The sequence below is a fragment of the Marinomonas sargassi genome, assembly GCF_025716875.1.
GTDB classification, from domain to species: domain Bacteria; phylum Pseudomonadota; class Gammaproteobacteria; order Pseudomonadales; family Marinomonadaceae; genus Marinomonas; species Marinomonas sargassi.
The window spans coordinates 49957-70401 of record NZ_JAOVZB010000003.1; the positions used below are offsets into that span (position 1 = coordinate 49957).

Annotated in this window: 15 protein-coding genes; 14 read left to right on the plus strand and 1 reads right to left on the minus strand. The window is 43.2% G+C overall.

The window, feature by feature from the left end:
• The first annotated feature begins 329 nt into the window (after window positions 1-329).
• The 12 genes from dnaX to OFY17_RS07170 all read left to right on the plus strand — a co-directional run bounded on the left by dnaX (window position 330) and on the right by OFY17_RS07170 (window position 13799).
• Entirely contained in the window at window positions 330-2639 is a 2310-nt protein-coding gene (gene dnaX / locus OFY17_RS07115) for a DNA polymerase III subunit gamma/tau (protein WP_263530032.1), read from the plus strand.
• A gap of 16 nt (window positions 2640-2655) precedes the next feature.
• Window positions 2656-2982, plus strand: coding sequence for a YbaB/EbfC family nucleoid-associated protein (locus tag OFY17_RS07120; protein ID WP_263530033.1), 327 nt, complete (start codon window positions 2656-2658; stop codon window positions 2980-2982).
• Window positions 2983-2991: 9 nt separating this feature from the next.
• Window positions 2992-3585 (plus strand): recombination mediator RecR, encoded by a 594-nt coding sequence (gene recR / locus OFY17_RS07125; protein WP_263530034.1) that lies wholly within the window; start codon window positions 2992-2994, stop codon window positions 3583-3585.
• Window position 3586: 1 nt separating this feature from the next.
• Window positions 3587-4729: a ribonuclease D gene (gene rnd / locus OFY17_RS07130; protein ID WP_263530035.1), complete on the plus strand. Its 1143-nt coding sequence runs from the start codon at window positions 3587-3589 to the stop codon at window positions 4727-4729.
• Window positions 4730-4756: 27 nt separating this feature from the next.
• On the plus strand, window positions 4757-5050 hold the full coding sequence (locus OFY17_RS07135; protein WP_263530036.1) for a YcgL domain-containing protein: 294 nt from the start codon (window positions 4757-4759) through the stop codon (window positions 5048-5050).
• A 2-nt stretch (window positions 5051-5052) separates the two neighbouring features.
• Entirely contained in the window at window positions 5053-5532 is a 480-nt protein-coding gene (locus OFY17_RS07140) for a YcgN family cysteine cluster protein (protein WP_263530037.1), read from the plus strand.
• Window positions 5533-5553: 21 nt separating this feature from the next.
• On the plus strand, window positions 5554-7422 hold the full coding sequence (locus tag OFY17_RS07145; RefSeq protein WP_263530038.1) for a VWA domain-containing protein: 1869 nt from the start codon (window positions 5554-5556) through the stop codon (window positions 7420-7422).
• A complete protein-coding gene (locus OFY17_RS07150; RefSeq protein WP_263530039.1) occupies window positions 7415-8197 on the plus strand; it encodes a class II glutamine amidotransferase in 783 nt (260 codons plus the stop codon). Before OFY17_RS07145 ends, OFY17_RS07150 begins: the two co-directional genes overlap by 8 nt.
• A 548-nt stretch (window positions 8198-8745) precedes the next feature.
• Complete coding sequence (locus OFY17_RS07155) at window positions 8746-11376, plus strand: AAA family ATPase (protein WP_263530040.1); 2631 nt, start codon at window positions 8746-8748, stop codon at window positions 11374-11376.
• 93 nt (window positions 11377-11469) lie between these two features.
• Entirely contained in the window at window positions 11470-12261 is a 792-nt protein-coding gene (locus tag OFY17_RS07160; RefSeq protein WP_263530041.1) for a hypothetical protein, read from the plus strand.
• 183 nt (window positions 12262-12444) lie between these two features.
• Window positions 12445-12837: a VOC family protein gene (locus OFY17_RS07165; RefSeq protein ID WP_263530042.1), complete on the plus strand. Its 393-nt coding sequence runs from the start codon at window positions 12445-12447 to the stop codon at window positions 12835-12837.
• A 335-nt stretch (window positions 12838-13172) separates the two neighbouring features.
• A complete protein-coding gene (locus OFY17_RS07170) occupies window positions 13173-13799 on the plus strand; it encodes a phospholipid scramblase family protein (protein WP_263530043.1) in 627 nt (208 codons plus the stop codon).
• A gap of 629 nt (window positions 13800-14428) precedes the next feature.
• On the opposite strand, the gene cysK is transcribed toward OFY17_RS07170, so the two are convergent.
• The gene (gene cysK, locus OFY17_RS07175; protein ID WP_263530044.1) at window positions 14429-15394 is read right to left on the minus strand and encodes a cysteine synthase A; all 966 of its coding nucleotides are present in this window, start codon (window positions 15392-15394) and stop codon (window positions 14429-14431) included.
• A 194-nt stretch (window positions 15395-15588) separates the two neighbouring features.
• Here cysK and hrpA point away from each other — a divergent pair, with 194 nt between their 5' ends.
• Together hrpA and OFY17_RS07185 are read left to right on the plus strand one after the other, a co-directional pair.
• On the plus strand, window positions 15589-19464 hold the full coding sequence (hrpA, locus tag OFY17_RS07180) for an ATP-dependent RNA helicase HrpA (RefSeq protein WP_263530045.1): 3876 nt from the start codon (window positions 15589-15591) through the stop codon (window positions 19462-19464).
• Window positions 19465-19545: 81 nt separating this feature from the next.
• Complete coding sequence (locus tag OFY17_RS07185; RefSeq protein ID WP_263530046.1) at window positions 19546-20379, plus strand: MlaA family lipoprotein; 834 nt, start codon at window positions 19546-19548, stop codon at window positions 20377-20379.
• The last annotated feature ends 66 nt before the right edge of the window (window positions 20380-20445 follow it).

The window sequence follows — 20445 nt, forward strand, 5'->3', positions numbered from 1 at the left end:
GGGCGTGAGTTAAACTCTTTTTATTCTTTGTTAAGCTTCTTGCCAATATGCTCAATATTGGACGGCGAAACTTGCCTCGAATAATAAAGGTTTATCCACACGCTGAAGCCAGTGGACTTGTTCGTACCTTACCCTGGCCAAAACCAATACGACTAAGCCCAACTTAATAAGTTGGGCTTTTTTTGATCTATTGATAAGTAATTGATCTTTATTGTGAGTTTTTTCTGTATATGTGCCGTTTAGATATCTTCCAAAATGCCTAGAATGGTTTCGAAATCCCTCCGACTACCGTACAATTAAAAATCGCTTTTCATTAGCCAGTATTCATCATGAGTTATCAAGTTTTAGCACGTAAATGGCGCCCACAGAATTTCCTCGAAATGGCTGGGCAAGATCATGTCCTTCAGGCACTAGTGAATGCCTTGCGTCAGCAGCGTTTACATCATGCTTATTTATTTACGGGTACCCGTGGGGTTGGTAAAACCACCATAGCGCGTATTTTTGCTAAATGCTTAAACTGTGAAACCAATGGCATTTCGCCAGAACCTTGTGGCACGTGTGACAGCTGTCGAGAAATCGTAGAAGGGCGCTTTGTCGATCTGATTGAAGTGGATGCGGCGTCACGAACCAAAGTGGAAGACACCCGTGAACTTCTAGAAAATGTTCAATATGCACCGACTCGTGGTCGCTTTAAAGTCTATCTGATAGACGAAGTTCACATGCTGTCTACCCATTCCTTCAACGCGTTATTAAAAACACTGGAAGAGCCACCAGCCCATGTAAAGTTCTTGCTGGCAACCACAGACCCGCAAAAACTGCCTGTGACGATTCTATCTCGCTGTTTGCAATTCAATCTTAAGAACATGTCACCACAACGTGTGGTGGATTACTTGCAAACCGTATTGAACACAGAAGAAATCAACTTTGATATGCCAGCATTATGGCAAATAGGGCAGGCTGCCAATGGCAGTATGCGAGATGCATTAAGTTTAACCGACCAAGCTATTGCTTTCGGTAACGGTACGATTGAAGAGTCTGGCGTGACTGCTATGTTGGGCTTGGTGAATCAATCACAAATTCTAGGTTTATTAGAAAGCATCGCAGCAAAAAATGCCCCTGAAGTCTTATCGAAAGTGGAAGCGCTAGCGGATTATCAGCCTGACTTTTCAGCCATTTGTGGCAGTTTGCTAGACAGCCTGCATCGAGTGGCTATAGAACAACAAGTTCCGGGCGCTTTGGTTGATCAGCTGGGTGATCTAGGGCGCATTAAAAACATCGCCTCGACAGTCAGCCCAGAAGAAATACAGGTCATGTACCAAAGCTTATTGATAGGTCGTCGAGATTTGCACCTTGCTCATTCAGTGCGAGCAGGTTTTGAAATGCTGGTGCTTAGGCTGATTGCCTTCCGTCCTGTGGCGCCTATGACGGTTAATCACGATGTTTCGGCAATGCCGACTTCTGCTCCAGTAAGCTCTGCTCCTGCTAGCTCTGCTCCTATTAATAATGACCCTGTGAACAATGAACCTGTGAACAATGAACCTGCTAGCGCTTATCCTGAAGAAGCGCCTCAAGCAGAAATGCCACCAGCAGAAGTTTTAGAAGAGTCAACTAGCTCTTCAGTAGAAGAAACCGAAAAAAAAACACTGAATGATGCTTCTGCTAATAGCGTCCTAGAAGAGACCATCAAAAGCATCTCCAATAGGGCTGTAGCAGAGCCAGAAGAAGAATCACAAAAAGCATTAGAAGAGCCAAAGGCAGACATTCAAGAAGCGCCTTTATCCGCTGCTGACATTCCACCTTGGGAAGATCAACCAGATACAGTAGATGATGTTCAAGATAGTACTCCAAGTGTTATTGAAAGCAGCGCTCAACCTGAGCCAAAGGCGGACTTTGAGCCAGAAGCAGAGCTCGAGCCAGAAGTCGCACCAAAAACCGCGCCTAGAGAAATGGCAGAGAGTCATGTAAGCACCAATATAACTAAAGCCGATATTTCCTTCCAAGCAAGTGACGATGCCTTTGAGGAAGAAGACGAAGATGAGGCAGAAGAGCGCGCCATCAACGAAGTCTCAGACCCTTTCAATCCTGCAGCAAACCTAGTCGAAGCGCTGGGTGAAATCACACCTGTTGAAGAGCTCCCTGAAGAATCATTAGATACTCAGGTATTAGCTGGTCAGTCTCTTGCACCTATACCAGATACTATTGCCCAGCCAGCATTGGGATTGCCATTGCCTGAGCTTGCTCATTATAAAGAATTGACCATGCAGGTCTGGTGGCTGGTGGCACCGCGCTTACCACTAACCGGCTTAGTGCAAAATATTTTAATGAACTCAAGTCTCGTAGATGCCAGCGAGCAGGGCATTCGTCTTGAAGTTCCATTAGAATATGGCCACATGTTAAACCAAGTACGTTATGAGCAAATACAAGAAGCACTAAGTGGATTTTTTGAACTATCCGTGCCGCTTATAATCGATACAGTTGAAGACACAAGCGGTGTTACTGCCGAAGAGTTTGCCGCCAGTAAACGGGCGGAAGCATTGCAAATTGCAATAGAACATCTAAATTCACACCCAATTGTCAAAGCTCTATCAAGTACGATGGGCGCACAGTTGGTTTATGACACAGTTAAAGTAAAAGCCTAATTAGGAGAGAAAGAAAATGTTTAAAGGTGGTATGGGTAACATGATGCGCCAAGCGCAGCAGATGCAAGAAAACATGCAAAAAGCACAGGAAGAAGTGGCTAACCTTGAAGTAGAAGGTCAAGCCGGTGCGGGTCTTGTGAAAATCGTTATGACAGGTCGTCATGATGTAAAACGTGTTTCTATTGACGATTCCTTATTTGAAGATGACAAAGAAATGCTAGAAGACTTAATTGCTGCCGCCGTAAACGATGCAGTACGTAATATCGAAACCACTCAGAAAGAAAAAATGGAAGCGGTAACAGCGGGTATGTCTTTACCACCTGGCTTCAAAATGCCTTTCTAGGAGAGAGTCTTGTTTAGTCCCTTAATAAAAGAATTAATCGAGTCATTGCGCTGCTTACCGGGGGTAGGTCCAAGGTCAGCGCAAAAGATGGCTTTGCATTTGTTGGAACGCGATTTTCAAGGGGCGGATAAGTTAGCGGATGCATTAAGAGAAGCGGTTGATAAAGTCGGCCGCTGCTCTAGTTGCCGCACCCTGACAGAAGAAGCGGAATGCCAGATCTGCCAAGACCCAGAGCGCGATGCAAAGCGTTTGTGTATTGTCGAAACGCCAGCGGATGTGGTGGCGTTAGAAGCGGCAGGCTCTTTCGGCGGTCGTTATTTTGTCTTGCTAGGTCACCTATCGCCGATTGATGGCATAGGGCCAGAAGAATTGGGGTTGGATCGATTAGAAACACTGGTCAGCCATAATGAGGTTGAAGAAGTGATCATAGCGACCAACTCAACAGTGGAAGGGGAAGCTACCAGCCACTATATTGCTGAAAAGCTAAAACAAATGAATGTCAAAGTGAGCCGTATAGCCCATGGTGTACCTATGGGCGGGGAGCTTGAGTATGTCGATGGTAATACTCTTGCATTAGCACTAGAAGGACGGAAAACACTTTAAAATGAATGAGCATGATGAAGCGCTAAACATTATTTGGGTAGCGGATAACGAAACACTAAAAACATGGTGCGACTACTGGGCTGAGTTACCAGTTATTGCTGTCGATACCGAGTTTATTCGCCGTACGACCTATTTTCCTATCACAGGTTTAATTCAAATCAGTGAAGGTGAAAAAGCCGTACTTATTGACCCACTTAATATCGACGAATGGGAGCCGCTAAAAGCCTTAATGGTGAACCCTTCTGTTATGAAAGTGTTTCACGCCTGCTCAGAAGATTTAGATGTGTTTGATCGCCTACTGGGTGTATTACCGACTCCTATGTACGACACGCAAATTGGTGAAGCCTACGCCAGTGCTCAATGGTCACTTAGCTACGTTAAGCTGATTTTTGAATACTTAAAAATTGAAGTGGCCAAAGATGAAACCCGCTCTGATTGGACTCAACGCCCTTTAACGGATGCACAAAAACGTTACGCCGCATTGGATGTTGTCTACCTTGCCAAAGTATACCCGTTACAAGTTGCCCGTTTAGAAGAGAAAAATATGCTTGACTGGGTAATGGAAGATGTGGACTCCCTGAAATGGCAATATCAAGTGAATGGCGACCCTGAGCAGAATTGGGCGAATGTGAAAACCGCATGGCGCTTATCTCCAGCTGGGTTAACCGTATTACGTTTGTTGTTTATCTGGCGAGATGAACAAGCCCGTGAAGAAGATGTGCCTAAAGGGCAAATCCTTAAGGATAGAAGTTTGTGGTCTGTGGCGAAGAACATGCCGACCCACCATAGGGCAGTCTCCACCACGGAAGAACTTACTGGCCGTCAGCATCGTTTGTATGGTGACAAAATACTGCAAACCGTGAGCATGGTGAATAAACTGTCGGATGATGAATACCAGCTACCATTAGAAATGCCTCTGCCTTCACAGACTGGGGAATTAACCAAGTCGATCAAAGCCTTTGTACGTCAAAAGTCTGAAAGCTTAGGGGTGGCACCAGAAGCTATGATGAAGCGTAAACTGCTTGAGCCATTGGTGAGAAGTTTGTTCTACAAAACCGATGTGGACTGGCATAACCCTGCAATGACGGGCTGGCGTAAAAGTGTCATTGTTGAGCCGATTTTAGAAAAATTCAAAACGCCATAATTGAGCGTTTACTAGGTAGAAACTATTATGAAACAGCATTTAATTGTTGAAGTCTTTCGTTCTTCTAAGCACGATGAAATGTACCTCTATGTGGAAAAAAGCCTTGGTTTAAGCAAGGTGCCAGAAGAGTTGCTGTCTCGCTTTGGTAAAGGCATTAGTGCCATGACCATGCTGCTAACAGCGGAAAGCAAACTAGCGCGAGCCAATCCTGATAAAGTCATCGAAGGAATTCGCGAAAAAGGCTTTTACCTACAACTGCCACCAGCGAAAGACGATTACCTACTTGACCTGTATAAAACGCCAACAGAAGCCGCGTATTAATCATGATAGCAAAGCGTTTTGAACCCTTTTGGAAAACCGTTCCGCTAGAGCAGATGTCTCAATCGGAATGGGAATCCATTTGTGATGGTTGTGGTAAGTGTTGTCTGCAAAAGCTGCAAGACGAAGACACGGATGAAATCTTTTATACCAATTTATCCTGTCATCAATTAAGCACTTCGACCAGCCAATGTAAGGTGTATGAAGCGCGTCAACAAAAAGTGCCCGGCTGCATTACCTTAACACCGGATAAGTTAGACGAATTCCAGTGGCTGCCAGACACTTGTAGCTACCGAGTGTTACACGAAACCAAAGACCTACCAGACTGGCACCCTCTGATAGTGGGTAGCAACAAAGAAATGTTTCGCCAAGGTTTAACCGTAAAAGACTATGCGGTGAATGAACACAGTGTCGATGAAGAAGATTGGGACACCCACATTATTAAGTGGGTAGACGGTCATCCAGAGCCCTATGATCTAAATTAAAAAACGCTAGGAGTTTTCAACATGAAGTGGTTAAAAGCAAAAACTGTATTCTTGTCTGCCGTGTTGTCCTTACTCACTCCTTTAGCCCATGCGGATACACAGTTTCGTGTCATAGTCGATGCTTCTGGCAGTATGGTCATTAGCGATCCAGATAAACTCACTTCCGAAGCCCTGCGCCTTATTTCGAACCTTGCACCAGAAGAAAAAGCCACACTAGGCATCTGGTTGTTTGGGGAAGCACCTCGAGTGCTACTACCCGAATCTGTTATCAATAAAGATACTAAAACTAAACTAGCAAGCTATGTTGATAGCTACATCACTCAAGATCTCCAAACTGACCTTGAGGCCATTATTGCCAAGCTACTAAAAACACCAGACGCAGGCAACTTAGCTCCAGGCTTTGAGCGCCACTGGATTCTCGTAACAGACGGTATGGTAGACATCAGTCTAGATGACGCCGTTAACCAAGCTTCTCGCAACCGTATTTTAAATCAGCTCACAACTCAGCTTGAAGACAACGAGATTCACCTACATACCATCTCTATGACAGGTTACACAGATAAAGAGCTACTTGAGACCTTATCGGTACGAACGAATGCCATCCATGCAGAAGCGGCGGTACCAGAAGACTTGCTAGATACCTTTGACCGCATATTCACTCAAGCATCACCATCCGATGAATTACCTCTCGATGGCAATTCCTTTTTCGTCGACAGCTCTATTAGTGAAGTCACCATGGTGGTTTTCCATGAAAACGGCATACAGCCCCATGTGATAAAACCCGATGGTAGTGTTTTGTCATTAATAAAAGCCAAAGATGTTGCTGTCTCGACGTCTGACCACTACACACTCATCACAGTATCTAAGCCAAACGCTGGCGAATGGCAAATTCATAATGTAGATTTAGAGCGAAGTAGTATTAGGGTTATCACAGACTTAAAAGCCCAAGTAACACCGGTTGCACCTATCTTGTTCCAAAATGAACTTATCTATTCCACTGTCGGGTTGTTTCAAAGAAACGCGGCAATTAAAGATGAAAAGCTGCTTGGCTTAATGGATATTCAACAGACTCTCTATCGCCATAACGGTACTCAAAAAGAAGTTATCTTCTCGCAACCTATGACCCGATCTGCCCACCAATTTAAACAGCGTTTAGAAGGGATATCAGAAGCAGGAAGTTATGAGCTAGTTACCGTGATAGATGGAAAAACCTTCACACGACAACGTAGCCAGCACTTTATCGCTCACCCAGCGATAGAGCTAAAAGGGCGGGCGCTTAATAGTGACACAGTGCAATTCACCGCAACCCCAGCCAATTTAAAGCTGAATGTATTTCGCTCAAACGTACGCCTAGAGTTAAGTAACTCGCAAAGCATGGAAACGGTAGAGCAAATGCCTTTGACGGGCAGAGGCAATTGGCAAATCGACTTACCAGCGCCGCCGTATCAATCCTTTAAATTACGTGCACGATTAGTCGGTGTCACGGATCTAGGTGTACGTTTCGATTACTGGACACCCTATTGGAACTTCAGTCGTAACGGCAATGACGATGTTATTGTCAGTGAAGGGGATGCCAGCCCATCGGTCGTGCTCTTACCAACTAAAGAGCCTGCTACCGTTGCCAGTGTGGCTCCTATCATAGTACCGCCAGCCTTAACTATTGTTGACGATGTCGAGGAAGCAACAGAAGAAACGATGGTAGAAGGTACGGAAGAAGACATGATGGAAGAGGACATGGCCGAAGAAGAAGGTACTTCCTGGCTACAATGGCTCTTGTATATAGGTCTAGGTGTCATTAGTTTAGGCATTCTTGTTGGTGGTGCTCTTTGGGTCAGGTTATTCATCAAAAATAGAAAAATAAGTCAGGATTTAAGCGAAGAAGATGTGTGAGTTATTGGGAATGAGTGCAAATGTCCCCACGGATATTTGCTTTAGCTTTTCTGGTTTAAGGGCGCGAGGTGGCCGAACAGGGCCACATAAAGATGGCTGGGGAATGGCCATGTACCGTGATGGTCAAGTCTGGTCTATCCATGACCCAAGACCCAGTGCCGACTCAGACATGGCCGATGTGATGAGTAAAACCTCACTCAAGTGTGACATTGTCATCAGCCATATACGCCAAGCCAATGTGGGCGGCGTGTGTTTATTAAATACCCATCCCTTTAGTCGTTTATTGTGGGGTAAAACATGGTCCTATGCCCACAATGGACAACTAGAAGACTCGGAAAACTTAACTATCTCCCGTTACTACCCATTGGGCAGCACGGATTCCGAGCGCGCTTTTTGCTGGATATTAGAAGAACTGAAAACCCAGTTTGGTGATACGGAACCAAATCTTGATACGCTTTCAAAAGCGTTATCCACTCTGGCTTTACAGCTTAAAGCCAAAGGTGTGTTTAATATGATGCTGTCAGATGGACAAAAGCTTTACTGCTTTTGTACCACTAAGCTGCATTGGATTACCCGTCGAGCGCCTTTCCAAAAAGCCACCTTGTCGGATGAAGACGTGAGTGTGGACTTTCAAGCGGTCACCACGGATAAGGATGTGGTGACTGTTATTGCGACTCAGCCTCTAACGGAGGATGAGGTTTGGCAGCAGATGGGGGAAGGGGAGTTGTGTGTTTTTGAGGGAGGGGAGTTGGTTTTTCAGAGTGCCTCTGAATAGCTTTTTTCTTTAGTTAAGTTTAAGAGCATTCTTTCCTTTGGTGCTTTTCGAGTGCTTTGTTTGGGGAGCATTTTTCCGCCCTGCTGGGCGGGTGACTTTTTGCTAGCGCCCAAAATTCCCCTTAATAAAGAGAAGCAAAAATTCGCTGGGTCAGAATCTTAACGCCTCATTTTCTTTTTAGAAGTCTTTTTCTCCTACGCGGTCTTTTACGTAAGGTGTTTAGTTTATTGCTGAATGCTTTCTATCTTTTTCAAACACGGCCGCCCGAGTATCTCACTGTCGTGCAATTAGGATTGCATCGAATTATTTTCTAGAGAATATTAGTATCTAATTGGGCGTGTTTTGTGCTGGTGGAGTTTTAGGAAGTGCTTTAGTATCAATTAATAAGGGAATTCACAGAATAAATAACGAGCTGTGGAAAAGTGAATAACACATGCTCGCTTTACTCGTTTTGAAAATGTGTAAACGCGTATGCGCATTAATAAAATGTTATGTGCCTTCATTGCATCTGCGGGTGAAAACTAATATTCGAACTATAAGGAAATAATATGGCGAGTGTTATTGCTGAATATCAAAGGTTTTTGGAGGTGTTAGCTGTAAGACCTATAGATAACGACATTCGTCGAATGGCAAACCTAATATATTTTAATCTTCCACACTTGGCACAGGTGGGTACTGCTCGCAGAGCTCGATCATCACGATTAGTACCGATTGCAATAAACCAACTAGTAGAAACTTCTCCTGAGTTACCTGAATTTAATAATATTAATGTTGATGGACATAATATTGGTCGCCTGCATCAATTAAGTGTGGGGCCGTTTAGAGGGTTTACAAATCAGGAGATATTTGACTTAAGCAATCCAATTACTCTTGTCTATGGTGCCAACGGTACAGGGAAGAGTAGTTTTTGTGAGGCTCTAGAAACGGCGTTGTTAGGCTCTATAAGTGAAGCCCAAGTAAAGCGGATCGATCACAACACTTACTGTAGAAATGCAAGGCTAGGACAATATGTTCAACCTGTTATATCAACAGTAGATGGAAATTATCCTCCGGTTAATCTAGAGCCAAATGAAGAAAAGTATAGGTTCTGCTTTATAGAAAAAAACAGATTGGATGATTTTGCTCGAATTGCTTCAAGAACTCCAAGCGATCAAAGGCAATTAATTGCTACGCTTTTTGGTATTGACCAATTTTCGGACTTTGTAAGAGGATTTAACCCTTCTCTTGATGAAAGCTTAAACCTTACTGGACAATATGCACAAGAGCTTTCAACAAGGCGGCAGTCATTGGCTAGCGCAGAAAAAATCATTCAGGAATTTCCACAGCGCCTTTTAAAAATTATTATAAATGAAGGCCAAATTGCAGAAAGAGTTCAGCCAGAAAGCAGCTATGAAGCAGTTAATCTATGGTTAGTTGGAAGTAAGGATCAGCAAGGTCGCCTTCCATATGTACAATCTCTTCTTGATGCTCCTTCGCCAACTGTTTACGACTTAACTGCAGAACAGCTTACATCAGCTTTTAATCAAGTATTCGCTATCAATAGTACATTGCAAGGCATAAACACTGAATTGACTCGTCGTGCAGGTGAAGTTTCATATAAAAAACTATATGAGTCAGTGCTCCAGCTATCTTCTTTAAACCCGCATAACTGCCCAGCATGTGGCACTAACCTTCAGTCTGTAGCTAAAAACCCATATGAGGCTGCAACTACTGGTCTTGAACAACTTGGTGAACTAGCTGGTTTGCAACATCAAGCGAAAGAGCAAAGTGAGGCATTGAATGAGTCGATGCGAAACTTACATCAACTGATGGTTAATACAATCAATGCGGCAGCTTTAGTTTGTCCTCAATTGCTCGCAGAGAACACACTACCAGTTTTGCCTCCGACATCAACTGGTCAATGGCTACAGGTGTGGGTTAATGATAATAATAGTTCTTGGAATGTGTTGCTAAATCTATGCACACATATTGAAAAGTCAGATTCTGAATCTCGCGAAGCTCTAGCTCAACGCCAACAGCTGGCTGAAGAAAGAACTAGACTTGATGGATATCGCATCGAGATAGAGAGGGCAAAATTAATACGGCAAACTGCAGAAAGTGAACTCGCAGAAGCAAGAGCAACAGTCGCCAATTTTGATGAGTCTAATAGAGAGCTAATTGAATTGGTAGCTTCTGAGGAGAACGTAGTCGAATTTCATAACAGAGTTAAAAGATCATATGATGGTTTTTTACAAGAGATCCAATCATATCTACGCAATCTACCATCTCAATTGCTACAAGGTTTGGGGCAAAGGGCTCGCGATCTATACAATTCATTCAATCGTGATGACTTACCAGTAGACTTATTACAAAGCCTTTGGTTACCAATTGCTGAAAATGGGAAAATTGAACTTGAGTTTCAGGAGCAATCAGGGGTCCGTTATGACGCATTAACACTGCTCAGTGAAGGACACATTAAGTGTTTGGGGTTAGCAATATTACTTGCAAAGAATATTGAGGAAGGTTGTCCTCTCGTTGTTTTTGATGACGTAGTAAATGCTATTGATGATGATCATAGAAATGGGATCTGGAGAACATTCTTCGAAGATGGTTTGCTGGATGAAAAGCAGGTCATCTTAACATCTCACGCTGAGGAATTTCTTCATAGAATCCAACAAGAGCTAGGTGCGGCAAGGGCAAGTGATATATCACTGTATAAATTTTTGCCGCATCAAGGGGAGCATCACTTACGTGTCGACACCAATCCTCCTTCAAAGAATTATGTTCTTAAAGCTCAGCAAGCATTTGTTAATGATGATAAACGAGAAGCTCTTTATTACTCTCGAGCAGCAATAGAAAGCTTAACGGACCGACTATGGACTTGGATGGGACGGCGCGGAGATGGACGTATTGAACTTAAGCTTAGTGGGCCCCGATCACAGTGGGAGTTGAATAATAAGTGCAATAAAATTCGTTCTTCTTTGAGAAGGAGCCAGATCTCGTCTAATGCAATTACTTCCTTGCTTGGAGCTCTAGATGCATTGTTAGGAGTAGCTGGAGGCTCAATAGAATGGGGATACCTAAATAGTGGAACTCATGACTCTCAGCGAGATGGCGAATTCGACCGAGCGGCTGTTGAAACTATTACCCAAGCTGTGAGTGCTTTAGATCAAGCCTTAACGGAGCTTAAAAATGGGTGATAAGCAAGTAGCGCATAACAAGTCAAAGCACTCGGACGCAGCAACGCTGTGCTGGGAATAAATGGGGCGTTAACACAACATTAGGATAGTTTCGTGGAAGTAAGAAAAGATTTATTAGAAGTTGAAGGGTTATTCTACAGGCTACTTGCTATTGGAGAGTCATTTTCAAAAAATATTGAATACTGGGAGCATCTGAAGAATAAAGAGGATTTTAGATATATTTGCCGAATCCCATTTAATGTTCGCCATTTAGTTGAAGCAGTTTATGCAGATGGGCGTGATATGGCTCAGTACATGGCATGGACAATTGGTGATGCAAATGAAAATTATGCAGATTTTCCAACATTAACATCAATTATAGAGAAATTTGATGGTGGGTTGGTCTATGGTGCTTATGATTCAAGTGTACCTGAAAAAGCACAGGAAACCTGTACTGAATTTAACGAAAATATATGGTCTGTAAATCAGATGATTGATTTATTTCGGAAGCAAGAGAATTCACTTTTAGCAGTGAAAGTTACACTTAAAATATTGAAGGAAACAGACCTATATAAAAAAGAAAATGGTATTGAAATAATGACGAAAACGAATTCAACAATTAATGTTTCAGACGTAACTGGATCTGCAATTAACATAAACTCGACTGGCGCAAGCGTTACTTCAACATATAATGAACCAAAAATTTTTTCTAAAATGCTTGAAGCAATTAAAGCAAGCGAACTGGAAAAAGAAGAAATTGATTTGCTATCTGACAACGTGAAAATGCTCGCAACTAGTTATGAGACTGGAACATTTGGTGATTCATATAAAGACTTTATGCAAAATGTATCTGCACATATAACAGTTCTTTCTCCATTTTTAGCTGGAATAGCAGCGTTGCTGTAGTGTTAACAAGGGTTAGGGTAAACTTTAATCACTCTAGTCTATAGAAAACCAGTTTAGTTTTTAAGCTGGTTTTTTGTTTTTAGGGTTTTGCTTGAAGGTGTGTTGTTGGTGGGGGCGTATTGGAGTAGGGTTAGGGCGTAGTTTTTTAGTAGTAAAATTAAGTTGTAGAAGTAGAGGGATGAAATGTTTAGTCACGTCATGGTTGGGTCAAGTGATATAGAGCGTTCTAAGGCGTTTTACAATACGGTGCTTGCGGTAGTGGGTATTAAAGAAGCGGTGGTGAATGTGAATGCAACGGGGCAGACGCGTTTGCTTTATTTACATGGAGGGATGATGTTTGGCGTCACCGAGCCGATTAACGGTGAGCCTGTGACTGTGTCGAATGGTGCAACCTTGGGTTTTTTGTGTGATTCGCCAGAGCAGGTGAAGGCATTTCACGATGTGGCGGTGGCGAATCGTGGCACTAGTATTGAGAACCCACCGGGCCTGCGTGACACCTCTACAGGTAAGAAGCATTTGTGCTATTTCTTGGACCCAGACGGCCATAAAATCTGCGGTATGTATCGTTGCCCTTAATAGAGCAAAGTTAACTCTTATATCATATTTACTTAAAGCCAGCTTAATATTTTAAGCTGGCTTTTTGCATTTTTAGGCATGAGTACTTTAGTACTGTTTATTTTATGAGTTAAGTGCTTGTTTAGAATTAATATTCATTTAATAATTTGTAATACTATTACTTCTCTTTAATACCTTATGAATCTCATTTAATTAAAGAGAAGTGTTGGTGCGCGTGCTATGTAGGTGTTTTTGGAAATGGCCTATAAAAATAAAAATTAACGAATTGTGAGCTGTTTTCCCGCTGTATTTTTATCTTTTGTATGTGCGGGCGCTACCTTAGCTAGAGGTATGGAATGGAAAAACTGGATAATTTAGATATTTTGATTGTCAATCAAAAAATGGAATTGGGTGAGGTAGTAACTGGGTTTGAAACCAGAAACCAATACTTGGTGCGAGATAGCGAGGGTAATCGTTTATATCACGCTGTTGAGGAAAAAGGATCAGTACTTTTAAGGCTTTTCTTAAAGAATAGTCGCCCTTTTAATATGCTCCTTTTATCTGATAAAAATGAAGTGGCGTTAAGCATAAAAAGGAAATTTCGCTTTATCTTCCATGAAGCAGAAATTAATGATGCAAACGGGAGAAGGCTAGGGCACATACAGAAGAGGTTTACCTTCTTTAGAAGTGAGTACACTGTATTTGACCGTTATGGAAACGAGATCTATCAGTTATCTGGCCCTGTTTTTAAACCTTGGACTTTTTTCATAAAGAATAATGAAAAGGAATACGGAAAAATCACGAAAGAGTGGAGCGGCCTTTTGAAGGAGTCCTTTAGTGATGCGGATAACTTTGGAGTGGTTTTTCCTTTAGATTTTGATACCAAGTCTAAAGCCCTATTTTTAGGGGCGGTGTTTTTAATCGACTTTGTTCATTTTGAGAACTCGAAGAGTAAACCTGCAATCTCCATAAAAATGCGGTAGTGAAAGCTGAATAAATAAGGTAATCGGTCGGGTCGGAGTAAAATCAAATCATTTTTACTCTGACTTCATTTATTTTGATAATGCTTAAACGCACATACGCATTAATAAAATTTTAGGCGTCAATCGAAATTCATCAGAATGGTTCAATATGGATATTTGTCAAAAAATATTATGGGTTGATGGTCTGGCCGCCTCTTTTGTTGGGGTGTTGGTTTTTCTGTTTAAAGACTGGTTGCAAGAGCTGTACAACTTATCACCTGAACTAATATTGTTCTTGGCATTCGCAAATATATCGTACGCCACTTATTCATTGTACCTTGCTAAAAAAAACAGTAAGAAGTTTAGTCTCTATTCAGCTCTTAGTTTTTGCTAACCTAATTTGGTCGGTTGTTTGCGTACTTATTATTATGTGGTTCTTCAAAAGCATAAGTGTCTGGGGGCAACTATTTCTAATAGGTGAAGCGATATTTGTCTGTATATTAGCGACTTATGAGTGGCGTTTTAGGTTTGCATTAATGTGTCAAAATATCGAATAAATCGTGAAGAGTGAAATTTAACAGTTCTAGCCCATAAAAAAACCAGCTTAGTCTCTAAGCTGGTTTTTTGCTTTTGATGATGTGCTTTAGTTCTTACTGTACCAGTTCGTTGTCGGTGAATTCACCTTCGAATAGGGCAGTAGATAGGTAGCGTTCGCCTGAGTCAGGTAGGATGACGACGATTTTCTTATCGGCAAATTCCGCTTCTTGGCTAAGGCGTTCTGCGGCGATGACGGCAGCGCCACAAGATATGCCACATAGAATACCTTCTTCACGCATTAGGCGTTTTGCCATGGCGATGGCGTCTTCGTTTGTCACTTGTTCCACACGGTCGACCATGTCTAAATCAAGGTTTTTCGGTATGAAGCCAGCACCGATTCCTTGAATTTTATGGGGAGCAGGGGTTGGTGTTTCGCCATTCAGTGTTTGAGTGATAACAGGGGAGCTGGTTGGCTCGACAGCAACACTGGTAATGGCTTTACCCTGTACGTTTTTGATAAAGCGACTTACACCTGTGATGGTGCCACCTGTACCTACACCAGCCACCAGTACGTCGATTTCACCTGCGGTGTCTTTCCAGATTTCTGGGCCTGTGGTTTTCTCGTGAATCTCTGGGTTTGCTGGGTTATCAAATTGTTGTAGTAGAACAAAGTTGTCGTCTTGGGCAATTTCTTGTGCTTTTTCGATGGCACCTTTCATGCCTTTTGCTGGCTCTGTTAAGACAATATTCGCACCTAGTGCTTTCATAACTTGGCGACGCTCAACACTCATGCTGGATGGCATGGTGATGGTAATAGGATAACCACGTGACGCAGCCACAAAACATAGGGCGATACCTGTGTTACCACTGGAGGCTTCGACGATGGATTTGCCTTCCGTTAAGATGCCTTTTTCTTCTGCATCCCATACCATGTTGGCACCAATACGACACTTGACGGAAAAGGCTGGGTTACGTGCTTCTACCTTAGCCCAGATGTTGCCATTACCGATACGCTTGAGTTGTACCAAAGGGGTGTTACCAATGGTAAGAGAGTTATCTTCGAATACTGTACTAGACATGCCATTTCCTTCTGTGTGTTATTCGTTATTTATTCATTAAAGAAAGCCACTGTTAAAGCAGCATTTTTGTTTCCTTGTCCCTTCTTCATTGGGATTAATGATAGAATTTGCAACCATATAGATAGAAATGGTGCCATTTGCTTTTACATTATTCAGCAGCACCACTTACCCAATAGGATACTTGTTTCGATATCATGACAAATCTTTCCCTGATGACACGCGATCGTCATCTTATTGCTCGTAAAACTGAGCAACTCGAAAAGCGTAAAAAAGACAATTTACCCTGCGATAGAATGGCCAACGAGCTTGAGGCTATGGTGGAAAAGTCCGCGGCGCTGTATCAGGCGAGGGAAGCCTGTTTACCTAAAGTCACCTACGACGAAAGCTTGCCCGTTGCGGCACGTGCTGATGAGATCATCAAAGCCATAGAAGATAACCAAGTGGTTATCATCGCGGGTGAGACGGGCTCTGGTAAAACCACCCAATTGCCGAAAATGTGTTTGCAAGCTGGGCGCGGCGTGGCAGGTGTGATTGGTCATACACAGCCAAGACGAATTGCTGCCCGTAGTGTCGCTGAGCGTATCAGTGACGAGCTGCAAGTGAAGCTTGGCGAGCAGGTGGGCTTTCAGGTTCGTTTTACCGATGAAAGCACAGAACAAACCCACATCAAGTTGATGACAGACGGTATTTTGCTGGCCGAGATTCAACAAGATAAAAACCTCTACAAATACGACACCATCATTATTGATGAAGCCCACGAACGTAGCTTAAACATTGATTTCTTGTTGGGTTACCTAAAGCGCGTGTTGGATGCTCGTCCTGAATTCAAAGTGATTGTTACTTCCGCCACCATAGACGTGGAGCGCTTCTCTAAACATTTTGATAATGCGCCCATTATTGAAGTGTCTGGTCGTACTTACCCTGTTGAAGTCCGTTATCAGCCTCTATTAAGCCGAGGAGATTCGGAAGAGCTGGATGAAGACCAAAGCATGGAGCAGGGCATTCTGGATGCGGTGGAGTTACTCATTGCCGAAGAGCGCCAATCTGGCTATCGCGGTGCTGGGGATATTCTGGTGTTCCTACCGGGTGAGCGAGAAATTCGTGAAACCGCAGAAATACTTCGTCGCGCAGAATTACGTGGTACCGAAGTTTTACCTTTGTACGCCAGATTAACGGCAGCTGAACAACAAAAAATCTTTAAGACCCATTCAGGTCGTCGAATTGTATTATCCACTAACGTGGCGGAAACTTCGTTAACGGTTCCGGGTATTCGTTATGTGATCGACCCAGGTTTAGCGCGTATTAGTCGTTACAGCGTGCGTTCCAAAGTACAGCAGTTACCCATTGAGAAGATCAGTCAGGCCAGTGCGAATCAGCGGGCAGGACGATGTGGTCGTGTGGCGGATGGCATTTGTATTCGCCTCTATGACGAGGCGGATTTTGATAGCCGCCCAGAATTTACCGACCCAGAAATATTCCGAACCAATTTGGCCTCGGTCATTTTGCAAATGGCGAATCTGAAGCTGGGTGCGGTTGAGAAATTCCCTTTTGTTGAAATGCCTGAAAAACGCATGATCAATGATGGCTATCGAGCGTTAATCGAGTTGGGTGCTTTAAACAAAGACCGTTTAACGCCCATTGGCCGACAGCTGGCCAAGCTGCCTATTGACCCTAAGCTAGGCCGTATCTTGATTGCTGCTGAAAAGCACAGCGTCTTAAAAGAAGTGGCGATCATTGTCAGTGCTTTGTCTGTGCCAGACCCAAGGGAAAGACCGCAAGATAAGAAGACTCAATCGGACCAAGCCCACGCCCAAGATAAAGACGAAGACTCTGATTTCATCGTGCTGTTAAATCTTTGGGAACGTTTTGACGAACAGCGTCAGGCTTTATCGCAGAACCAATTGCGCCAATACTGCCGTAAGCAATTTTTGAACTTCATGCGAATGCGCGAATGGCGGGATATTCATCGTCAAATCATGATTGCCTGTAAGCAATTAGGCTTTAAAGAAGTTAACCACGAAGAGCGCCATTACGAAGCAATACACAGATCTTTACTGGCTGGCTTGTTTACCCATGTGGCGAACAAGATGGAAGACAGTAAAGAGATGCTGGGTTGCCGCTCTCGTAAGGTGTCGATTTTTCCCGCTTCCATGTTATTCAAAAAACCACCTAAGTGGATTGTTGCTGCGGAGCTGGTGGAAACCAGTAAACTGTATGCCCGTATTTCAGCGCGAATTGAGCCTCTTTGGGTGGAAGAATACGCTGCGCCTTTTGTAAAGCGCCAATACTTTGATCCTCGCTTTGAGCGAAACCAAGGCCGAGTCATGGCCAATGAACAGGTGTCCTTGTATGGCTTAGTTATCGTGCCGAAACGCCGCCTTGATTATGGCCATGTTCACCCAGAAGAAGCCCGCGAGATATTTATCCGCTCTGGTTTAGTAGAAGGGGAGCTGAGAAGCAATTTATCCTTTTATCGTAAGAACAAGGCGCTTATTGAGTCCTTAGAAACTCAAGAAGCCAAGCTGCGTACCCGTGATATCTTGGTAGACGACGAAAGTGTTTTTGCTTACTACGATAAGCGCTTACCTGAGAATTGCCGTAACCTGAAAAGCCTTGAGCACTTTGTTAAAAAGTCCCCAAATGCCTTGGTGATGACCCGTGAAGAGTTAGTCAATCAAGATGCCCATGTGGATGAAATGGCCTTTCCTGATTCGTTCGGTTTGAATGGTGTGGCATTACCGATTGATTATAAATTTGATCCGGGTAAGGAAACTGATGGTGCTACTTTGAAAGTGCCTGTGGGGTTATTAAGACAGCTGAGTTTAGAAGACCTAGGTTGGGCTGTCCCCGGTTTTATTAAAGAGCGCTGTGAGGCCTTGTTACGGGCATTGCCTAAAGCTCTACGTCGTCGATTCGTACCTATCCCGCAGTTTGTGGATCGTATTTACCCTAAACTTTCCCAGAGCAAAGGGGACTTGTTTGAACAGCTAAGTTTGCAAATTAAGCGTGAAACCCTCATTGATATTCCGCTAAATGAGTGGAACATCGAGAAACTGGACGCTCATCTAACTTTGAACCTTGAAGTGGTGGACGAGCGCGGTAAGGTGTTAGGAACGGGTAAAGACCTTGCTCGACTACAGTCTCAGTTTAGTGAGCTGGTGGAAGAGAGTTTTGCTAAGTTTGGTACTAAAAAGCATGAAATGGATGGCTTAACCACATGGCCTGAACAGGCGATACCAGAACAGCAAGAAATCAAACAAGCGGGTATTAAGGTAATGGCTTTCCCTGCTCTAGAGGGACAGGGCGAGAGCGTTGCGCTGAAGATGTTTGATGACAAAAATACGGCCATTGAAACACACCGTAAAGGGGTGATTACTTTACTCAAATTAACCTTGAGAAAAGACATGCAGTATTTGCAGAAAAATCTGCCTCATCTGAAAGAGTCTATGCTGATTTTTGCGCCCATAGGTAAGAAAGAAACCTTGCTGAATGACTTACTGGATGCGGTTCTGAATAAAGTCTTTTTAGATGGACGATCTTTACCAAGAACGAAACAAGCCTTTGAAGAGTGCTTGGTAAAATATAAGCCGAGCCTTATTTTAGAAGCCAATAATATGGCGGAACAGTTGTACCGTGTATTGTCTTCTTATCAAGGTGTAGCGAAGAAAATGAAGGGCAATATTCCTTTGCCTTGGACAAGAGTATACGGAGACATTAAGCTGCAAATTGAACGCTTAATTTACCCGGGGTTTATTGGTCATACACCTTTGTTTTGGCTGGGGCAGTTGCCACGATACTTTAAAGGGATTGAAGTAAGGTTAGAGCGTTTTCAAAATCATTTGAACAAAGAGAATGCTTTTGTGTCTGAGCTGGAAACGCTTTGGGATAAATACTCAAAACAGCAAAGCGCTCATCAAGCTAAGTCTTTATATGATCCAGAACTGATAAAGTATCGTTGGATGTTGGAAGAATATCGTATTTCCTTGTTTGCCCAGTCTGTCGGAACACTAGAGCCAATATCCGACAAACGTTTGGCCAAACAATGGAACGAAGTGAAGAAGCTGGTTTAATATTTTACAACGACTTTCTTCCCTAGATGATTTCAGTAACCTGAGAGAATCGCATAGGGAAAATAATAAGGGATAAGATGTATGTGGCGTTTAATAGGGTCATCATTTTTGAGTTTGCTATTAGCCTTTTCTCAACCTGCCACCGCGGCAACGGAAGAAGACCCATGGGAAGGCTTTAACCGAGCCATGTTTAGCTTTAATGACGCAATAGACGGTGCAATATTAAAGCCGGTGGCGAAAGGCTATAAAGCGGTGACACCTAATCTGGTTCAGAAAGGGGTAAGTAACTTCTTTTCTAACCTAGGCGAAGTGAATAATGTCGTAAACAACGCTTTACAAGCCAAACCTGTGGGCGCTGCTGTTTCAACAGGCCGTTTCTTGATAAACAGTACCATAGGTATTTTGGGCATTTTTGATGTGGCAAGCTACTTTGGCATGAAAGAATACGAAGAAGATTTTGGTCAAACCCTAGGTTACTGGGGTGTTAATACGGGCCCTTATTTGGTCGTGCCATTTCTTGGTCCCTCAACCGTCCGTGACACAACGGGTTTCATAGTGGACCAAACAACTTATCCAGAAGCGGAAGATTATTTAAATTTCAACTTAACATGGGAAGAAGACCTAGCTTTATTAGCCTTAGATGTTGTGCAAACACGAGCTCACCTCCTACAAGCTGAGTCTTTCATAGTGGGCGATAGATACAGCTTCATTCGAGATGTGTACTTACAGAGCCGTGAAAGTGCTGTACATGATGGTAATGTGCCTGCTAAGAAAGCCAGTGAAGATGTGCTTTTAGATGACGCAGACAGTTGGGGAGAAGACAGTTGGGGAGAAGACAGTTGGGGTGATGAAACAGAGGAAGCTGATTCTTGGGGAGATGAGCCTGATGCTGTAGATTCTTGGGGGGATGCTTAGCAGTAGCCTAAAAGCCAGAAGCCGCTCTAATAAAAAAGGTAGGATATTGATCCTACCTTTTTTTGT

What these genes read in the sequence shown, in the direction of transcription:
- rnd (WP_263530035.1), top strand. Translation starts at nt 3,587, where the DNA reads ATGAATGAGCATGATGAAGCGCTAAACATTATTTGGGTAGCGGATAAC.
- OFY17_RS07150 (WP_263530039.1), top strand. Translation starts at nt 7,415, where the DNA reads ATGTGTGAGTTATTGGGAATGAGTGCAAATGTCCCCACGGATATTTGC.
- OFY17_RS07185 (WP_263530046.1), top strand. Translation starts at nt 19,546, where the DNA reads ATGTGGCGTTTAATAGGGTCATCATTTTTGAGTTTGCTATTAGCCTTT.
- OFY17_RS07135 (WP_263530036.1), top strand. Translation starts at nt 4,757, where the DNA reads ATGAAACAGCATTTAATTGTTGAAGTCTTTCGTTCTTCTAAGCACGAT.
- OFY17_RS07140 (WP_263530037.1), top strand. Translation starts at nt 5,053, where the DNA reads ATGATAGCAAAGCGTTTTGAACCCTTTTGGAAAACCGTTCCGCTAGAG.
- OFY17_RS07120 (WP_263530033.1), top strand. Translation starts at nt 2,656, where the DNA reads ATGTTTAAAGGTGGTATGGGTAACATGATGCGCCAAGCGCAGCAGATG.
- cysK (WP_263530044.1), bottom strand. Translation starts at nt 15,394, where the DNA reads ATGTCTAGTACAGTATTCGAAGATAACTCTCTTACCATTGGTAACACC.
- hrpA (WP_263530045.1), top strand. Translation starts at nt 15,589, where the DNA reads ATGACAAATCTTTCCCTGATGACACGCGATCGTCATCTTATTGCTCGT.
- OFY17_RS07165 (WP_263530042.1), top strand. Translation starts at nt 12,445, where the DNA reads ATGTTTAGTCACGTCATGGTTGGGTCAAGTGATATAGAGCGTTCTAAG.
- OFY17_RS07170 (WP_263530043.1), top strand. Translation starts at nt 13,173, where the DNA reads ATGGAAAAACTGGATAATTTAGATATTTTGATTGTCAATCAAAAAATG.
- OFY17_RS07155 (WP_263530040.1), top strand. Translation starts at nt 8,746, where the DNA reads ATGGCGAGTGTTATTGCTGAATATCAAAGGTTTTTGGAGGTGTTAGCT.
- dnaX (WP_263530032.1), top strand. Translation starts at nt 330, where the DNA reads ATGAGTTATCAAGTTTTAGCACGTAAATGGCGCCCACAGAATTTCCTC.
- OFY17_RS07145 (WP_263530038.1), top strand. Translation starts at nt 5,554, where the DNA reads ATGAAGTGGTTAAAAGCAAAAACTGTATTCTTGTCTGCCGTGTTGTCC.